Raw genomic sequence first — 18,337 nt, 5'->3', positions numbered from 1 at the left:
GTAAGTTTTTTTAATTATTTGTCAAAATTCCTTTGAGATGAAAAATACCCATTTTCTAAGTAATTCATCAACTTGACAAAAAATAACAACTAATTTTAACCTATTTTTTGTAAAATTTAAATAGATATCAATCGTTTTTTACAACCAACAAACGATTTTCTTCGATGAATTTGTAGCCAATATTGTAAATAAAACGATATTCAGCGCCGTTTTTATAAACCTTGAAATTGGTAAAAAAATTAAAATCAAAGCCTTTGGATTCTAAAACTTCATTAGTTGTTTGAGTTTTATTGTCTTTAAATTTAAGTTCTGATAATATACGATGATTTTTTCGAAGTCTATTATTCACATTTCGCATTCGGTTGCTTGAATCTTTGTTTTGCTTGTTGTTATAAGTATTCCGGCAACCATCATTACAAAATTTTTTGTCAGCGCGACCAATGATTTTATCTCCACATTCTAAGCAGGTTTGCATAATTGGTTAGGGTTAGATTAAAATGTGAATTTAAGAAAAATTACTTCATGAGCTCCAATGATTAAATACAAATATGTTTTTCCATTGTCCATCAATTTTCTTAAAAACATACGTTGCTCCTTTATTGGATTCGTTAAGTGTAATTAAAGCAAATCCTTTTTTAGACATTAAAGGTTTTGAAAACCAGAAATAGTCAGAATCTTCCTTTTTTATATTTTTATAATTCTGATTATAAACATCATGACATTCTCGTTGGATTCTTTGCTCATCCCACTCTTTTTTCACTCGAACTACTGCCACATCAGATTGTTTGTTTCGATTGATTTCATCTAATTCTTTTTTTGAAATGTCGTAAGGAACGAGTTGATAATTTCGAATTAAATTACGGAATTGAGGGATATTTTGGTACTGATGAATTCTTGCATTCTTAATTTCAAAATCATTCCAATCAATTAACGATGTATCTGATTTTGCCAAACTTAAAAATTCCTCATATGGAAAATCCGGAAAGTCATTTCTTAATTTCTGTAATTCATTTGAAGTCATGGATTTTTCATCAAAGTCTATCGGAAAACTGGAATCTACCAAATGAAAATATTTAAAATTATTAGGAACTACAACAGAAGTTGCATTTTTCATAAGTAATTTTATTTCAGAATTCTGACTGAATCCCATTAATCCAAATAGTAAAATAAATGCAGTGGAAAAGAAAATCTTTTTCATGTTAAAAACTTTGAATAGAGATAGAGAATTGTTGGATGAAATGCTATGATTATAGCAGCTTTTAAGAAATAGAACGATTTTATAATCGTCAATTTTGATGCAGTTATGCATAGTAGGTAGTTTAGATTGGTGCAAATGTATAAAAAAATTTAAATTAAATTAACATAAATTTAAAGATTTTTCAAAAAATCATAAGCTTTTTGGACACCTGTGAGAACCTCATTGTAATGAGATGCCGAAAATTTATTGTCGAGAACTTCTTTGAAATTTTTCCAAAACTCTCCTGTTTTTTCACCATAACATCCAAAAAAATGAAAATCCATATCGATAAATTCATGATTTTGAGAAAGTTGTTTTTTAATAACATTTCCGCCCAAAGAAGAACCTTCCATGACATACAAAATGCCCAAAGCTTCGGCTTCATTTTTTACCGAAATTTCCTCATTGGCTTCAGATGTTTCCATGTCTAAACTTTTCAAATCAATTTCAAGCAAATGAATTTTTCTACGTGAATCCAAATTGATGGCACTTGCTGTTTCTTCACTTATAGCTGCAAATGCTTTGTTTTCATAATTCAAATGAAAAAGATAATTAAACCAAATAATTTGCCTGTAATCGTTGAGTGTGTAAGATTTGTCGAAGATTTTCTGCGATTGAAACTTCGCTTCCACATCATCGTGGAATTGTTTGGTATTTTGCTTTAAATATTCTGAAAGTAAATTTGCCGTCATCTGGTTTAATTTAAATCCTGCATAGGTTTTTGAAATTTAAGAATGAAAGTAGTTCCTACATTTTCCTGACTTTCAAATGTCAGTTTACCACTGAGTTTTTTCATCACACTTTGCGCTATGCTGAGCCCTACTCCACTCCCTACAAAGGATTTCGCATTGTCAAACCTTTTGAAAAGTTTAAAAACATTTTCTCTTTCTTGTTCGGGAATTCCGATTCCGTTGTCAGTAATTTCATAAACTACCCATTGTCCGTTTTCTTTTCCGCGGATTTCCACTTTTGGATTTTCTTGTTGGGAAGAATATTTAACAGCATTGGTTATTAAGTTCTGGAAAAGCTGATATAGCAAAGTGTTCTCGCCCATGATTTCAGGTGTAGGACCGATGTAAATATCTGTGAATGAATTGTATGAAAGTTTTGAATCTTCACAGATTTTTTCGATGAAACCACGCGGATTTATTTTCTGAAGCTGGTACTCTGAATGTTTCATTCGACTGAGCTGCAAAACGTTTGACATCATGGTTGACATGTTGTCGATTTCATTTAATATATAATCAATTTTTGATTTCTCAGCTTCATCCGTTTTATTTTTCCCGAGCATCTGTACATTCAGTTTTATCACAGTCAGCGGCGTCGCAAGATCATGGGAAAGTGTATGTGAAAAACTGTCGAGTTCTTCATTTACCTGACTTAATTCTTTATTTAATAATGAAACTTTCTCAAATTGGTACTGAACGGTTTCTAGAATCGTATCGTGGATTTTCCGAATTTCCAATATGTCTTTTTTAGACCAATATTTAGATTTCCCTTGAATCTCCTCTGAAAAAACCATAAACGAGGTCCTAGGAGAAATTACCTTTTTCTTTTGGTCATAAAAATCCAAAACATTAACTTCCTTTTTTTCAGGATTTCCTGCCCAGTCAATATGTTCTCGGAATTCTTTTCTGAACCATATTAGCATTTTGCTTCGTTCTTTTCCCAAAAATGAAATGGCTACTCCGCTGCATAATAAATTTAACCCCGGAATTTCATCATAATATTTCAAAGCAAATGCATGATTGGTATAAAAAGAAGTCGTCAGATGCTTCCTTGCCCATTTGACAACGTTTTGAATCACTTCATGAGAAGGAGTTTCGCCCGCAGCTTCAATTTCGTCTTCAAAAGCCACTGCAAATCCATCTGCATGAGAAATTTCTAAAACGGTATTTAAATTTTGGAAAAGAGATTCTTTCAGATTGTCATATTGGTAAAGTCTGTTTTTTAATTGGATAGATTTAAGGGTAAACAATGCTTCATTCTCCATTATCATCTGCGATTTTATGGAAGAATAAGCATTCGCCGCCATTACCGTACAAATTTCAGCCTGAATTCTGTTGAACAAATCGATATGTTTTGCTTCTGTGTTATGACATGTAACTAACCCCCAAAGCTTATTATCCACAATAATCGAAGTACTAAAACTTGAAGAAGCGCCGGAATTTTTAATGTAAACCGCATGAATTGGGGACATTGCACGAACGGTAGAATATGTGAGATCTATTTCTTTCAAATTGCTTTTTACAGGAACAGGTTTTGAGTGTACGTCGCTGAAAATCCGTTTGTAGTTCAAAAGATACAATGCGCGGGCTTGTTTAGGAATATCACTTTCGGGATAATACAAATGCATGTAGGATTCCATGTGATCATGCTTTTGCTCTGCAATTACTTTGCCCGATCCGTCATTCATGAACTTATAAATCATCACACGATCGTAATTGGTAATTTTACAAATGTTGTGTACGAGTGCAACCCAGATTTCATCTTCCGTTTTGGCAGCTTGTATTTCTTTGATACCTCTGTAAATGGTGTTTCGGGAAATCTGCTTTTTCGTGTATTCTTCAAGCTCGATATAAATCAAACCTTTGAATTTATAAACCGTCAAATGATACTCTTTATCTTTGAGAATTATTTTATCCAAATCTTTAGTAGTTTCTTTTGGATTTGCATCTACATTTTTATAGGAATATGATTTTAGAATCTTTTGAAAAAGATTTGAATAATCCTCAAATTGTTTTCCTAAAATCTCTTCGTCAACGTCAAAAATTTCCAAAATATTTTCACTATAAAACTGAATAGTTTTATGAGAATCCAATCCGATAAGGTAGCCATAGCTTTGAATGTGAGAAGGGATGTGAATCTGCTCCTCGTGACAGTCTTGAAAATTCATGTTAGTAATTAGCCAAACAAATATAACTTAATTTTTCAACGAATTAATTTATTGAGACAGCTCAAATTTGAAGTTTTAAGTTAAATTTTAAGATTCTTTTTTTGTTTTGATTCTTATATGATTTAAATTAAATTTAAAAAAGAAAATGTTAATTATTTCTTTTGAAATTCGAAATCAATTTTAGTTGTGTCTGCCGAGATTTCAGCATGGAGCTTATCATTTCCATTTTTTCTGTATTGGATTAATTTAGGAAATTCATTCTGTTGATTTTCACAAACAAATGAAATATCTGTATATCCTGTCAACTTAAAATCAGTAGAAATGCTGTCGTTAGGACTTTTAACTTGAAAATACCATTCGCCTTTGACGGGCGAAAGCACTACCCTTTCCTGCCAGATGGTATCTTTTCCTTTTATAGTAAAACCATGTCCGAGATAAGTGGAATCATTGGATTTCTTCCAGCTTTCAAAAGTTGCTTTTCCTTCCTCGTCATTTGTGCGGAACCATTCGCCAATTAGGAAGTCAAAATTAGCTTTCAGAGTAGTTTCATCTTGTGCTTCTGTCTTTTTCTTTTCTTTGGAATTACAAGAAATAAAAATAAAGAAGATGGAAATAATCACGAGTTTTTTCATAGTAGAATTTTATTTTAGTAACTAAATTTAAGAAAAATATTTGGGTTAAATTTTATTAAAAATTTATTTTTCAAGCTATTCACGAAATTATGCTGTGTTACTTGGCTGTTTATAAGATTTTTTAAAGTATTTAATTATGTTAGAAATACTTATGAAATCTATAAGAAATAAATCAAAAAATTCCAATTCTTAATTATGAGTCTCAAATATGATGAGCTTACTTCTTCAGAACAACTTTGATTTCTGTACCGGAATCTTTGTCAGATTTCGCTACAAATATTTTTCCTTTGTGGTAATCTTCGATGATTCTTTTTGCGAGTGAAAGCCCCAATCCCCAACCTCTTGTCTTGGTCGTGAATCCGGGTTCGAATATTCTTTTGTAAAGTCTTTTGGGCATTCCGCTTCCGGTATCGGCAACCGAAACCGTGACATTGTCCCGCGTATCGGAAATGTAAACGCTGAGCGTACCTTTGTTTTGCATGGCATCGGCAGCATTTTTCACCAAGTTTTCTATTACCCAGCTGTAAAGCGCAACATTAAGAGGGATGCGGATTTCTTCTTTTTCTGATTTGAATTGAAATTCGATCTTTTTAGAAATCCTGGCTTGGAGATAATTGACTGTTGTTTCCGTTATTTCAACCAAATTATTCATTTGCAATTCAGGGAGCGAACCAATTTTTGAAAAACGTTCAGTGATTTGATTCAGTCTATGGATGTCTTTTTCGATTTCATCTACAGATTCCGGATTGGCATCTTCCAATCTTAGAATTTCAACCCAGCCCAAAAGTGAAGAAAGCGGCGTTCCAATCTGGTGTGCAGTTTCCTTTGCCATTCCCGCCCAGAGAAAACTTTGTTCGGTATTTTTTAAAGTTCTGAAATACCAATAACTGAAATAAACAAAAAGGATTATGACAAAAATTAATATGATGGGATAGTATTGCAGGCGTGTCAGCAATCTTGAATTTTCATAATAAACATATTGTTTTCCGAACTCGCCTAAATCTATCTCAATAGGCGGATGCTGTTCTTTCATTCTCAAAATCAAAAGGCTCATCTTTATGGAATCATTTTGAATCTCTTCAGCAATGTTAAAAGTTTGGTTGATTTCCCCTATTTCATCCAATAAAAGAACCGGCATCGTGGTATTTCCGGTTGTGATGTTGAGCAGATAATCCTGAACTGCTGAGCTGAAAACCTCGTCGCTTCCCAAAAGTTGTACAGCTTTGGCGTAATTTTCAATTTTGGTTTGTTCTTCTCTTTTTAATTCCTGCGCAAATTGATTTGAATACCAAACCGTCGCCCCGAAAATCAGAAACGCAACGACAAATCCTATCCATTTGCTGAGATTTCTGTTTTTAAGAAGACTAAATCGGTTCATAAAATCCAAATTATGTGTAAATGTAATTAATTTATTTGGGGATTAATTTCATAAAAAAACTCTGTCAATACCTTAAATATTGACAGAGTTTCATTTTTCTTGTTAATTAAATCAATTCCTTATGGATAGATGTCCTACAAATTTTTGAGCTACGATAACTCCGTCGGTAGGCACCTCCAGAATGTACCAATAATCACCTGAAGGAATAGGTCTTCCGCCATATTTACCATCCCAAATATAATTTCCATCGAAATTGGTATCTACGAATATTTTACCATATCGATCAAATATTTTGATAGTTGCTTTAGGAGTAACTTCAATACCTCTTATAGTCCATTGGTCGTTGTGACCATCCCCATTTGGAGAAAGGAAGTTAGGCACATCTAAAATCACTGCCTGATAGCTTGTTACTAAACAACCGTCTTGACGTACATAAACTGTATAAAGTTGTCCTTTGATCAAACCTTCAAATCTTGGGCTTGCCTGCCATAAAACTCCATTGAGCGAGTATTCGAGCATTCCGCCACCGGTTGCCTGTGCATAAACCACTAAGTAATCATTTCCTGATTCAATAGATGTAATAATGGGCTGTCCTCCAGGTCTGACAATTAATTCCTGTGTACTTCGGCAGCCATTGCTTCCAATTACAGTTAAAGTATAAGTTCCTGTTTGGGTTATAGTTATTACAGCACCGGAATATGTCTGGTTATTACCCCAGCTCCACTCATAACTAGCATTTGGGTCATCACTTTCTGCTTCTACTTCTATCGTATCCTGACCTTCGCACAATACCAGTTGAGAAGGTAGGTTCATAATTTCAGGAGATGGAAGTTGTGCATAAGGCAATTCTAATATTACAGTACATCTGTCTGTTTTTTCTAATCTCACGTAGATAATCCCGCTTCCTGAAGGTTCAAAAACTGTTTCATCAGGAATAGGATTGGTTCCATTTTCCGCATTTGTGAGAGTTTCATAATAACTTAGTGTTACTCCAGATTCAATTGCCATACCGGAAGTAAAGGTTGTAATGTCTACAATTTCTTCTTCACAATATTCAATCGGACCAAACGGACCTGTATTATGTGAAACTTCTTCTCCGGCAATAAATTCGATTTCTGCAATTTCAGGACATAGAGAACCATTATCTTTCTCAATTCTCACATAGATGCTTGTACCAATTCCCAAAGGGATAAAATTTGTGATTTGGGTAATCTCGGATATTTGGTCTTCGGCATCATTTAAGCTCGGATAATATTTATAATTTACATCTGGTTCATTGGTTAAAAAATTATTTTGAAATAAATTTAAATTAACTCCATCACCCTCACAGAATGGGATTTCGTAAGGTCCTGTAAGCAATGAAATTGCCTGACCTTCGATGAAATCTACTTCTGCATAATCGGAGCGACATCCATCGGCATTTTCGGCTACAACTAAAATTGTTGTTGGTAAAGTCATTGGATAATTATTCCATTGCGATGAAGGTATTTGTATGTCGCTATTGTAATTTGCTAATGAAGAGTAATAACTAAATGTCAATCCTGTTGTTGAAGTTATTAATTCTCCATTTAATAAGGTTAAATCATATTCAAATGTGCCATCAAAATTTTCATCGCAGAGTTCGATTTGAAGATTGTCATTTAGTGTTAATCCTTCATATATTTCTACGATGAGATCAATAGGATTAGAACATTGATCAGGATCATTCGGCGTAAATGTATAAGTAAAAAACCCCGTTGTAGATGTATCAATTAAAGTATCATTCCATGTTCCTGTAATACCGTTATCAGATATTAATGGTAAAGGATTGGTTGTGGTATTCATACAATAAGTCAAAGGAAAATCGAAAGTTGGAATAATTTCTTCAGAAATCGTAATTTCAATAGTAACTTCTTGTGCACATGAAGAGCTAGATGGAATAAATGTATATTCAAAAATTCCTGGTTGAGTAGTATCTATGACGGAAGGACTCCAAGTACCTGGCACTCCTTCATTAGAATTAGGCAAAATCGGAGCAACAGTATTCTGACAAATTGGATCAATAGGTAAAAAAGTAGGGATAATTTCTTCTTCAATAATAACCTCTAATGTTGTGGGTTGTGTAGCACATTGTCCTGCAGTAGGTGTGAATGTGTATGTGGTTGTATTATTTGGATCGAACGCAGGAGACCATGTTCCAGTGTATCCTTCAATAGATGTCGGAGGCAATGGATTAGTTCCACCTACACATTGAGGAGGAATTGGATTAAATGTAGGTGTATCGCTCGGAGGGGAGCATGGACCAACAATTACAGGAACTCTACTATCACAATCTGTTCCTTGAGGACAACACTGAGCATAAACAATAGTACCCTCTGGACAAGCATCGCCTGGAGCATCATATATAAAAGGAGAACCAGAACCTATCATAGTACCACCCGTTTCTGCTGTCCACCATGTAATTTCATTATCATTTCCGCACCCTCCTGTTAACTCTACTAAATAGTTCATTACGCTATTATTACAAGTAGTGATAACATCTGGATTTATTGGAGCTGGATCAAAAAGTATGATATCGCTTTCTACTGTATTTATAGAGAAGGAAACTTTATTAATATTTAAATCTGGGGAAGACCAACATCCAGTGTTTCCATCTGATGTACCTTGCAAAGTAAATTCAGTAATTGCCGTTTCTATCTTACTATTACAGAAAGTCATATCGAAGGCTATTAAAAAGGGAGTGTTACAATCCATATTTGACTGCCCATAATTATTGCTGGGATTTCCGTCATTTACAGTTCCTCCAGAACAACATGACTGCCCTGCTGTTCCGTCATAATAAAACCCAACTCCGCCTGTATCTCCAGCAGAGCAAGAAGCTCCCGTACAAGAAGTTTGAGAAATCCATCCGGCAGGTAAAGTTACGTTTGCAACAGAGACATTGTCACCTGTTGGGAAAAAGAATCCATGAGGCCAATTGGCATCAGGCTGATAATACCTTAAATTACTCATTGTTATCCTAAGTGTTGTAAAACCACAAGGATCTGTAATAACTAATGCACCATTTTCTACAGAACTTCCATCACCATCTATGATTTCCGCTGTTATAGTTGGATTAGGATTAGGAGAACATGCGTTAAAATTTCCTTGTCTTACAATGTTAGTTACGTTTACTTGTTGAGCTAAAGCAAACTGAGTTAAAAGCAAAAACAATATATATATATGATTTCTCAGCATTTGATAAATTTTATTGTGTTATTGTATCATTTTCAACTTTCGATTTTAAAGTGAACCCCTATCTATATACTTCTGAAGCAGAGGATGTATAGGGTTAACTCCTTGACTGTCGGTGATTTTCAAATGATGATTACAGAGAAATCGTTTATCCTCGGGACTAATTCTCTCATTATATATTACTTTCAATATTTCAGTCCTTTGATAAGTATATTTAGTATGTAGATTCGAGTCGTTTCCATCAGGAATAGATTCTAAAAATTCAATTATTTCTAATGGCAAATCAACTTCGGCACTATTTATAGTTAAATAATATAAATAATCGAGCGTCCTATTATTCGGATGGGATTTGGACAAGTCAATTACTATATAATCCTCTTTTTCAGTATTTTTTTCTTGTGAAAATACTATGCTACATCCTGTCATAATTGCAGGAATCAGCAAATTCATTAATCTCATATCCTATAAAATGTGTTAATTCATCTAAAATCAATCATTTAAATAAAAAGACCGATTTTTTCTCAACCCCTTGAGAATTTCAAATATAGAAAAATTTATTAATGTTTAGTTAAAAATTAACTAATGAAGAATTAATATAAACAATTTGATTTAGAAATTATTTCTTAGCAGGCTCTTCCAAATCGGTATTAAAAACCTTTACTTTATCAGTCTTTTTCAAACCATTTTTGATTTCAGTATAAACTCCGTCAGAGATTCCTGTCTCCACAAAAGTTTTCTGAAAGACCGGGTTATCGTACTTTTCCGTTCCCGGTTTAAGTATTTCCACATAAGCTTTTCCCTTATCATCATAACGAATGTGCGCAGATTCCAAAGCGATGCTGTTTTTAGCCTGAGAAAGTATGATTTCCGCATTGGCACTGTAGTTGGCTCTGAGAAAAATATTTTGTTTCAAATTGACATCTGCTTTAATTTCAAATTGGACGATTCCGCTTGTATCCACACCAGAGGGAGAAATATAATTTAAAATTCCTTCAAAAGTTTCATCAGGCAAAGCACCAATGGTAATACTCAATTTCATTCCTTCTTGTAATTTTCCAACGTCAGCTTCGTCCACATTTCCTTCGAAAATCATTTGGTTCACGTCAGCCATCGTAGCAATTGTCGTTCCCACACTGAAGTTGTTGATTTCCTGAACGGTATTTCCGATTTCTACCGGAATAGAAAGTATCATTCCTGAAATCGTAGCACGAATCTGAATCGTTGCATATTGTTCCAACCCTGGTGCTATACCCGTTTGTGCAATTTTATAATTGCTTTGCGCTTCATTTAAATTTTGCTGCGCCATTTTATAACTTGCATACGCATTGTCATAATCCTGCTTAGGCAAAACGCCTTGGTCATGTAAATTTTTCGTTCTGTTGAATTGAATTTGTTCGTTGTTCAAAGTAATTTTTGCTGCATTGATTTGCTGTTGTGCAGCATTCAGATTCGCTACATTTGGAATCACCTTCAAAGTTGCTATCAATGCACCTTTCTCCACAGTTTGCCCTTCTTTCACGTGAATTTCAGAAATAACTCCGGAAATATTGGGTTTGATTTCAATCACCTCACGTGGCTTTACAGCGCCGGTTGCAACTGCCTTGGTTGAAATATCTTTGGTTTCCGCTTGTGTGGTTTCGTACTTTTCGTTGTCTTTTGTACTGGTTTGATACATATAAAAACCAGCGCCCAAAACAGAAGCGATAAACACAATAATCAATACAATTTTTACAAACTTTTTCATTCTTTTTTATCGTTTTTCGAAATTCGAAGCTCGAAATTCGTTTAATTTTTCAAATCTAAATGCTCATTAATTTAATTCAACAATTAAAAATTTATAATTCAAAATAATTTTATTCGTCCCGCAAAGCATCAATCGGTTTTATTGCTATGGCGCGCTGAGCAGGAATCAATCCGGCTATCATTGCCATAATTATCATGATTAGTAGCGCAACGCCTAAAGTTGTTACATCTACCGACGCATTTATAAAAGGAAATTGATCTTCGCCACCTGCCGCGACCATCGTGTTTATGCCAAAAAGTAGTAATGTTGCTCCAACAATGCCTGATAATCCAGCAATTAGAGTCAAAATGATTGATTCCAAAAGGATTTGTGAACGAATCTGATTAGGCACCGCGCCCAAAGCACGGCGAATGCCAAATTCTTTGGTTCGTTCAGAAACAGTAATTAATAAAATACTTGCAATTGCAATCACGCCGGAAAATAAAGTAAGCGCGCCTACAACGATTGCGAGCAATTGCAATCCGCTCATAAACGAAAACATCTTCGCCATGTTTTCGCCTAAATTAAACCCACCAATTGCTTGTGTATCATCTGGATGAACTCTTTTTCTTTCTTTTAAAAATGTTTTGATTTGTTTTTCAAAATCTACAATATCAACATTATCTTTTGCATTTATAATTACATAATTTACAACACCTTGTCGGTTATAAACTCTTTGAAATGTAGTAAATGGAATGTGAATTTCATTTCGTGGACCAAATGAAATACTCCCGGTTTTGTAAATTCCAACGATGGTATAAACACCCGAACCGATTTTTAAACCTTTTCCGATGGGATTCACCTTAGGAGAAAAAAGTTCATCTTGAATTTCTTTTGAAATTACACAAACTTTTTTGCTGTATTTGATGTCATCATCATTGATAAATCTTCCCTGAATCACCGGTTTTTTGAACATTTCATTCTGAGCAGGATAATCTCCACCAATCAGATAACTATTGTGTTTCACACCGTAACTTACAGTTTGGCTTGGCTGCTGGCTTCGCGGCGCAATCATTTTGATTTGATGGAATTTTCCTTTGATGGCTTCGATATCTTCCATCTTCAATTCCAAAGTTCTTCCGCGCTGATAACCTTCAAACGGAATGGAAGTTTGTTCCATCCAGACAAATAAACTGTTGGTTGCGGCATTGGCAAAAATTTTATCAAAACCATTCTGAATTCCACGCGAAGCACCCAAAAGTGCAACGAAAAGAAACATGCCCCACGCAACACCAATCATCGTCAATATAGTCCGCATTTTGTTTTTGCGGATAGCGGCGTAAACTTCAGACCAGGCGTCTCTGTCAAATATTATCCACTTCATCATTTATCGTCTCTTAATGCATCAATAGGTTTAATTTTCGCAGCATAACGCGCCGGAATGAATCCCGCAAAGAACCCCGCCAAAAACAAAATTATACAAGCTACCACCAAAGATTCGGTGCTTACTCCCGGATTGTAAATAAAATAATCAACCAAACTGTCGTTTATATTTTCTACCAATAAAGTAGCCAATAAAATTCCAATTATTCCAAATAATAACGTAATCACTATGGATTCTTGCATCACTAAAGAAATGATGTTTCTGGGTGTTGCTCCTAAAGCTTTTCTTATTCCGATTTCCTTTGTACGTTCTTTCACGCTGAAAACCATAATGTTACCGATACTTACAATTCCGGCAATCAAACTTCCGCCACCAATCACAAATACTATGATGGTCAAAACAAAAAAGAAAGCGTTGGTATCACTCATTTGTTCCGAAGAATCCCAAATCCTGATTCCTGATTCGTCTGTAGGACTTACAGAATGTCTTGATTTCAAATCGGCTCTTACTTCTTCTGAAAACTCTTTCAATTCAGCTGTTGACAGCCCGTCTTTCGGCGCAACAGTGATGGAAGGCAAATCATCTGTTCCATAAATCGTTTGCAAGGTCGTAATGGGAACATAAATCATTCGCTCTTCACGGTCATCATTGGTATTGCTTGAAAACACACCGACGATTTCATACATTCCCGAACCGATGTTGATGTATTGCCCAATAGGATCCTGACCTTTCATCAAATCCTGAATCACCATTCTACCCAAAACCACTGATTTATTTCTTTTGGTCAAATCTTCTTTTTTCAAAAATCTACCATTATCCAATTTTATATTGATCATTTCAATATAATCCTGATTGATTCCTTTTACCGAATAACTTCCTGATTGTCCGGAAAATTTCACAGTCATGGACTGGTCATATTCGCCTGTGATGTATTTGATTTTATCAGAATAATTATCAAGAATATAATCCAAATCACGGTTTTCTAAAGTTATCTGTCTTCCTTTTTGGTAACCGGCAAAAGACTCAGAAGTCTGTGTTCCGAATATATACATGTTCATCGCACCGGCCTGGAAAAATTCTTTCTGAAAACCGTTTTGCAGCCCATTTCCCATACCAAACAAAACGATGAATACAAACAATGCCAACGAAATCGTCAATCCCGAAAGAAATGTCCTGAGTTTGTTACTCGAAACGGAAGACCATATTTCGCGCCAGCGGTCTATATCAAACATTTATTAATTGAATTTTGAATTAATTCATAACTATAATTTCTCATCCCTTCCATTATCCAGCCTTTTTCAGACTCTTACCTGATTTACTTTTTCGTCACTGATGATGATACCGTCTTTCAGTCTTACAATGCGTTTGCACATGTGTGCGATATCGTCCTCATGCGTTACCATCAAAATCGTTTTTCCTTCGTCATTGATTTCCTGAATCAAATGCATCACTTCCTGCGAAGTTTTGGAATCCAAAGCTCCAGTTGGCTCATCTGCAAGCAATAATTTAGGTTTCGCGGCCAAAGCTCTTGCAATCGCAACCCTTTGTTTTTGACCACCCGAAAGTTCATTTGGCAAATGATGCGCCCAAGGTTTCAATCCCACTCTTTCCAGATAATTCAATGCCATCTCGGAACGTTTGGAACGGCTTACCTTCTGATAGTAAAGCGGTAAGGATACATTCTCCAATACATTTTTGAAATTGATCAAATTATAAGACTGGAAAATAAATCCAAGGAATTTATTTCTATAATTCGCTGCTTTTGTTTCGTTGAGTTTTTCGATTTTAAAATTGTCCAATTCATATAAACCTGTATCGTGCGTATCCAACATACCGATGATGTTCAATAGAGTAGATTTTCCTGAACCGGACGAACCCATAATCGCAACAAATTCACCTTCTTCCACATCCAAATCGATTCCTTTGAGGACATGAAGCGAGTTCGCTCCCATTTTATAAGACTTATTTAAATCACGGATTTTAATCATTATTATTAATTCATGAATTTAATGATAAGTAGCACGAAAGTTTTTTTTGTTACAGTCTAATGCGGGTCCACATCCACATCTATACGCACCGAACGGTAAACCTGAACGGTATTAATAGAATCTAAACTTTTCTGAACCAATTGTTTGATGTGTTTAGCAGATTGATTTTCAGGAATTTTAATCAAAACTTTTCTGATGAATTGATTTCTGATTCGTCCAATCGATGGTTCTTCAGGACCCAATAAATGTTTTTCGTCAAGGAAATTTTTCATCAATTTCACAAATTCACCCGAAACTTTATCAACTTTTTCCTTTTTGATATGTTTAAATGTAAGTTGAATCAAACGCACATAAGGCGGATACAGAAATGATTTCCGTTCATATAAAATTTCATTGACCGTCTTCAGATAATCATAAGTCGTTACATTTTGCAAAACCTGATGGTCTGGATTATAAGTTTGGATAAGAACCTTTCCTTGCTCTTCTCGCCTGCCGGCTCTTCCTGAAACCTGCGTCAACAATTGAAATGCTTTTTCATGTGCACGGAAATCAGGGAAATTCAACAAAGAATCCGCACGAACCACACCCACCAAAGCAACATTTGAAAAGTCTAGTCCTTTCGCAAGCATCTGTGTTCCAACTAAAATATCAATTTCCTGATTTTCAAAAGCTTCAATTGTCTTTTCATAAGCATTTTTTCTCCGCATCGCATCGACATCCATTCGGGCAATTCTTGCTTTCGGGAAAATAGTATTTAATTGTAATTCAATTTGTTCCGTACCAATTCCTTTGGTTGTCAATTCCAAACTCTGGCAATTCGAGCATTTGGACGGTTTCGCTTGCGAATGTCCACAATAATGACATTTAATTTGATTTGAAAATTTATGAAAAGTCAGCGGCACATCACAGTTGGGGCAATAAGGCGAATGTCCACAGCTCATGCATTCCACAACCGGCGCAAATCCACGGCGGTTTTGAAAAATAATCACTTGCTTTCCTTCATTCAAAACGTCTTGGATCTCATCACGTAATTTATGTGAAATATCCCCAGTGATTTCCTTTTGGTTCATGGCTTTTCGCAAGTCAATCAATTCTATTTTTGGCAGCTTGGATTCACCGAAACGATTCAACAATTCCGCATAACCGTATTTATTTTCTTTTGAATTGTAAAAACTTTCCAATGAAGGTGTTGCAGAACCTAATAATACTTTTAATTTAAATAAATTCCCTAAAACCAAAGCCATATCTCTAGCATGAAAAAACGGTTTAGAATCGGTTTGTTTGTAAGCGGATTCATGCTCTTCGTCGACGATAATCAATCCCAATTTCTGAAAAGGTAAAAATAAAGCAGAACGTGCACCGATGATGATTTTATAATCGCCTTTTAACGTCTTTTCCCATAATTCAACACGTTCATTTTGGTTGAATTTGGAATGGTAAATCCCAACTGTTTCTCCAAAATGTTTGCGAATTCTAAGTACCATTTGAGAAGTCAAAGAGATTTCAGGAAGTAAAAAAAGAACAGTTTTATTTTCTTTAAGTTTTTGTTCAATTAATTTAATATAAACTTCTGTTTTTCCGCTTGATGTAATTCCATATAATAAAACAGGTTTGTTATTTGAGAAGTCATTTTCAATGATTTTCAAAGCTTTTTCCTGCTCCAAAGTCAGGGAACTTATTTCATATTGGGTATTGTCTATTTCTCCGATTCGCGAAGTATTCAATTCATAAATTTCCAAAATTCCTTTTGAAGCCATCGAATTCAAAACCGCATGTGTTCCGCCAAATGATTTCAAAAATTTTGAAATTTTGATCGGTTTAGAACTTTGGGTTTCTTCAACGATTAACTGCAATAAAATTTCTCTTTGTTTCGCTGCATTTTTTAATGAGTTGATGGCTTCGTTGAATTTTTTTCCATCTGATTTTAATTCAGAAATTACCTTTACAAATCGTTCGATTTTTGGGGAATATTTTTCTTTCAAAACTTCATCTAAACGAATCCAGCCTTTTTCCCAAAGTGATTTTACAATTTTGATGACCAATTTTTGATTAACAATCGCAGATGCTTCATTGATCGAAATCAAACCTTTATTTCCCAATGAATTAATGAGAATTTGTTCATCTTCGGACAATTCATCATAATTTTCATTGATCGCATCATTCAGGCGGATGAAAGTTTCACTTTCCCATTTCAAAGCGGTCGGAAAAGCATTGCGGAAAACATCACCCAAAGTGCACATATAATAATCCGCCATCCATTCCCAAAATTGAATCTGAAACTTTGTAACCAGAGGATAATCATCTAAAATCGAATCAATTCCTTTGGTTTTGTATAATTCAGGTTTGTTTTGATGGAATGAATGAATTATTCCAGTATAAAGTTTTTTGGAACCAAACGGAACAGACACGCGCTGGCCGATTTGCAGCTGAGATTTTTCCTGCTCAGAAATATGATAGGTAAAAGTTCCCGGCAAAGCCAGCGGAAGAATGATTTCAACAAATAATTGATTTGCCATAAAGGTTTGGCAATTTACAAAAATCAAGCGTTTTGCTTTCTCCTTTTGATTTCTTTTTCGATTAAAGAAAGTTCACGTCCGGTTTGTCCGGCCACGGAAGTGTTTTCCTGCGCACGGCGGATAAGGTAAGGCATCACTTCTTTGATGGGTCCGTAAGGCAGATATTTAGCAATATTATAACCCAAATTCCCTAATTTAAAACTTATGTTATCGCTCATTCCAAATAACTGCCCAAACCAGATTTTATGATAGCCGTTTTCTATTCCATTGTCTTTCATCAGTTTCGTCAGCAACTCAGAGCTGTGTTCATTATGCGTTCCTGCAAAAAGTGAAATCCTGTGGTTATGTTCTACTATAAATTTCAATGCGGCGTCGTAATCTCGGTCGGTTGCAGCTTTATCAGGCTGAATGGGCGAAGGATAATTCTCAACTTCTGCACGTGCACGTTCTTTTTCCATATAAGCACCGCGAACAACTTTAAATCCGATAAAATAATTCTCAGCCTCTGCTTTTTGATAAATATTTTTAAGATAATCCAAACGGTCGTGACGGTACATCTGCAAAGTGTTGCAAACGACGCACCTTTCCTTGTTGTATTTCTGCATCATTTCATCGACCAAATTATCGGCAGAATCCTGCATCCAGCTTTCTTCGGCATCAACCATCATCGTCACATCGGCTTCAAATCCTTTTTTACAAACTTCTTCAAAACGGTCGCAGATCTTTTTCCAACTTAGTTTTTCTTCCTCAGTCATCGGAAGCTTCTTCCCTACTTTTTCAAACAGATCAATTCGGCCAAAACCTGTCGGCTTGAAAACCACAAAAGGAAATTCTACCGGATTTTTATTTGCGATGTCGATGAGGCAAAGTATCTCATTTTTCACACTGTCAAATTCCTCTTCGTGTTCTTGCCCTTCTACCGAATAATCCATGATGGAACCAACGCCGTATTTAGATAATTCTTTTGCGACTTTCAGACATTCGGCAGTGGTTTCTCCACCTACGAATTGTTTGTAAATGGTTCGGCGAATCATTGGTTTTACCAATGGTATTTCTGTTGCAAACGGTAATTTGAACATAACCGTTCCGACTTTTGTCAGAAAGGGATTGGCAATCATTTTAAAAAGGAAATGTGCCTTTTTTAAATCTTTGTCAGATTTTGATTCAAAAGCTGTTTGTGTATCGTCAAATAAGGGCATTTGTAGTCTATTTTGCCCGACAAAAGTACGTAAAGAAATTGTGAATTGAAAGGTTAGATTTTAGAATAAATACAATTCAATAACGAGTTAAAACCTCAAAGAGGTTTCATATTTATAAAAACATACATGTTGAATAATTCGACTCCAGCCGGAGTCGAACTCTGTTTAGAT

The 18,337-nt window shown here is 35.0% G+C and carries 13 protein-coding genes; all 13 read right to left on the bottom strand.

Annotation, left to right across the window (positions count from 1 at the left end):
- Positions 1 to 127: 127 nt before the first annotated feature.
- The 13 genes from B8977_RS03890 to B8977_RS03825 all read right to left on the bottom strand — a co-directional run bounded on the left by B8977_RS03890 (position 128) and on the right by B8977_RS03825 (position 18,166).
- On the bottom strand, positions 128 to 475 hold the full coding sequence (locus tag B8977_RS03890) for a hypothetical protein (protein WP_084016366.1): 348 nt from the start codon (positions 473 to 475) through the stop codon (positions 128 to 130).
- Positions 476 to 520: 45 nt separating this feature from the next.
- Positions 521 to 1,198 (bottom strand): hypothetical protein, encoded by a 678-nt coding sequence (locus tag B8977_RS03885; protein WP_143736312.1) that lies wholly within the window; start codon positions 1,196 to 1,198, stop codon positions 521 to 523.
- Between the two features lie 170 nt (positions 1,199 to 1,368).
- Positions 1,369 to 1,929, bottom strand: a complete 561-nt coding sequence (locus B8977_RS03880; RefSeq protein WP_084016362.1) for a biliverdin-producing heme oxygenase — start codon at positions 1,927 to 1,929, stop codon at positions 1,369 to 1,371.
- Between the two features lie 5 nt (positions 1,930 to 1,934).
- The gene (locus tag B8977_RS03875) at positions 1,935 to 4,133 is read right to left on the bottom strand and encodes an ATP-binding protein (RefSeq protein ID WP_084016360.1); all 2,199 of its coding nucleotides are present in this window, start codon (positions 4,131 to 4,133) and stop codon (positions 1,935 to 1,937) included.
- A 152-nt stretch (positions 4,134 to 4,285) separates the two neighbouring features.
- Entirely contained in the window at positions 4,286 to 4,765 is a 480-nt protein-coding gene (locus tag B8977_RS03870) for a DUF6265 family protein (RefSeq protein ID WP_084016358.1), read from the bottom strand.
- Positions 4,766 to 4,982: 217 nt separating this feature from the next.
- Positions 4,983 to 6,143, bottom strand: coding sequence for a sensor histidine kinase (locus B8977_RS03865; RefSeq protein WP_084016356.1), 1,161 nt, complete (start codon positions 6,141 to 6,143; stop codon positions 4,983 to 4,985).
- Between the two features lie 111 nt (positions 6,144 to 6,254).
- A complete protein-coding gene (locus B8977_RS03860; protein ID WP_084016355.1) occupies positions 6,255 to 9,359 on the bottom strand; it encodes a T9SS type B sorting domain-containing protein in 3,105 nt (1,034 codons plus the stop codon).
- 613 nt (positions 9,360 to 9,972) lie between these two features.
- Complete coding sequence (locus B8977_RS03850; protein ID WP_084016352.1) at positions 9,973 to 11,100, bottom strand: efflux RND transporter periplasmic adaptor subunit; 1,128 nt, start codon at positions 11,098 to 11,100, stop codon at positions 9,973 to 9,975.
- A 109-nt stretch (positions 11,101 to 11,209) separates the two neighbouring features.
- A complete protein-coding gene (locus tag B8977_RS03845) occupies positions 11,210 to 12,466 on the bottom strand; it encodes an ABC transporter permease (protein ID WP_084016350.1) in 1,257 nt (418 codons plus the stop codon).
- Complete coding sequence (locus B8977_RS03840) at positions 12,463 to 13,695, bottom strand: ABC transporter permease (RefSeq protein ID WP_084016348.1); 1,233 nt, start codon at positions 13,693 to 13,695, stop codon at positions 12,463 to 12,465. Before B8977_RS03840 ends, B8977_RS03845 begins: the two co-directional genes overlap by 4 nt.
- 66 nt (positions 13,696 to 13,761) lie before the next feature.
- Positions 13,762 to 14,451, bottom strand: a complete 690-nt coding sequence (locus B8977_RS03835) for an ABC transporter ATP-binding protein (RefSeq protein WP_084016346.1) — start codon at positions 14,449 to 14,451, stop codon at positions 13,762 to 13,764.
- A 56-nt stretch (positions 14,452 to 14,507) separates the two neighbouring features.
- A complete protein-coding gene (priA, locus tag B8977_RS03830) occupies positions 14,508 to 16,967 on the bottom strand; it encodes a replication restart helicase PriA (protein WP_084016344.1) in 2,460 nt (819 codons plus the stop codon).
- A 23-nt stretch (positions 16,968 to 16,990) separates the two neighbouring features.
- The gene (locus B8977_RS03825) at positions 16,991 to 18,166 is read right to left on the bottom strand and encodes a proline dehydrogenase family protein (RefSeq protein WP_084016342.1); all 1,176 of its coding nucleotides are present in this window, start codon (positions 18,164 to 18,166) and stop codon (positions 16,991 to 16,993) included.
- Between the last annotated feature and the right edge of the window lie 171 nt (positions 18,167 to 18,337).

It is taken from the genome of Moheibacter sediminis, assembly GCF_900176425.1.
GTDB classification, from domain to species: domain Bacteria; phylum Bacteroidota; class Bacteroidia; order Flavobacteriales; family Weeksellaceae; genus Moheibacter; species Moheibacter sediminis.
The sequence above is the reverse complement of the archived record's forward strand: the minus strand, read 5'-3'. Positions and strand labels throughout refer to the sequence as shown.

Excerpts from the sequence above, each read along its gene's own strand:
- B8977_RS03835 (WP_084016346.1), bottom strand. The coding sequence starts at position 14,451 with ATGATTAAAATCCGTGATTTAAATAAGTCTTATAAAATGGGAGCGAAC.
- B8977_RS03870 (WP_084016358.1), bottom strand. The coding sequence starts at position 4,765 with ATGAAAAAACTCGTGATTATTTCCATCTTCTTTATTTTTATTTCTTGT.
- B8977_RS03845 (WP_084016350.1), bottom strand. The coding sequence starts at position 12,466 with ATGATGAAGTGGATAATATTTGACAGAGACGCCTGGTCTGAAGTTTAC.
- priA (WP_084016344.1), bottom strand. The coding sequence starts at position 16,967 with ATGGCAAATCAATTATTTGTTGAAATCATTCTTCCGCTGGCTTTGCCG.
- B8977_RS03850 (WP_084016352.1), bottom strand. The coding sequence starts at position 11,100 with ATGAAAAAGTTTGTAAAAATTGTATTGATTATTGTGTTTATCGCTTCT.
- B8977_RS03890 (WP_084016366.1), bottom strand. The coding sequence starts at position 475 with ATGCAAACCTGCTTAGAATGTGGAGATAAAATCATTGGTCGCGCTGAC.
- B8977_RS03885 (WP_143736312.1), bottom strand. The coding sequence starts at position 1,198 with ATGAAAAAGATTTTCTTTTCCACTGCATTTATTTTACTATTTGGATTA.
- B8977_RS03865 (WP_084016356.1), bottom strand. The coding sequence starts at position 6,143 with ATGAACCGATTTAGTCTTCTTAAAAACAGAAATCTCAGCAAATGGATA.
- B8977_RS03825 (WP_084016342.1), bottom strand. The coding sequence starts at position 18,166 with ATGCCCTTATTTGACGATACACAAACAGCTTTTGAATCAAAATCTGAC.
- B8977_RS03860 (WP_084016355.1), bottom strand. The coding sequence starts at position 9,359 with ATGCTGAGAAATCATATATATATATTGTTTTTGCTTTTAACTCAGTTT.
- B8977_RS03875 (WP_084016360.1), bottom strand. The coding sequence starts at position 4,133 with ATGAATTTTCAAGACTGTCACGAGGAGCAGATTCACATCCCTTCTCAC.
- B8977_RS03840 (WP_084016348.1), bottom strand. The coding sequence starts at position 13,695 with ATGTTTGATATAGACCGCTGGCGCGAAATATGGTCTTCCGTTTCGAGT.
- B8977_RS03880 (WP_084016362.1), bottom strand. The coding sequence starts at position 1,929 with ATGACGGCAAATTTACTTTCAGAATATTTAAAGCAAAATACCAAACAA.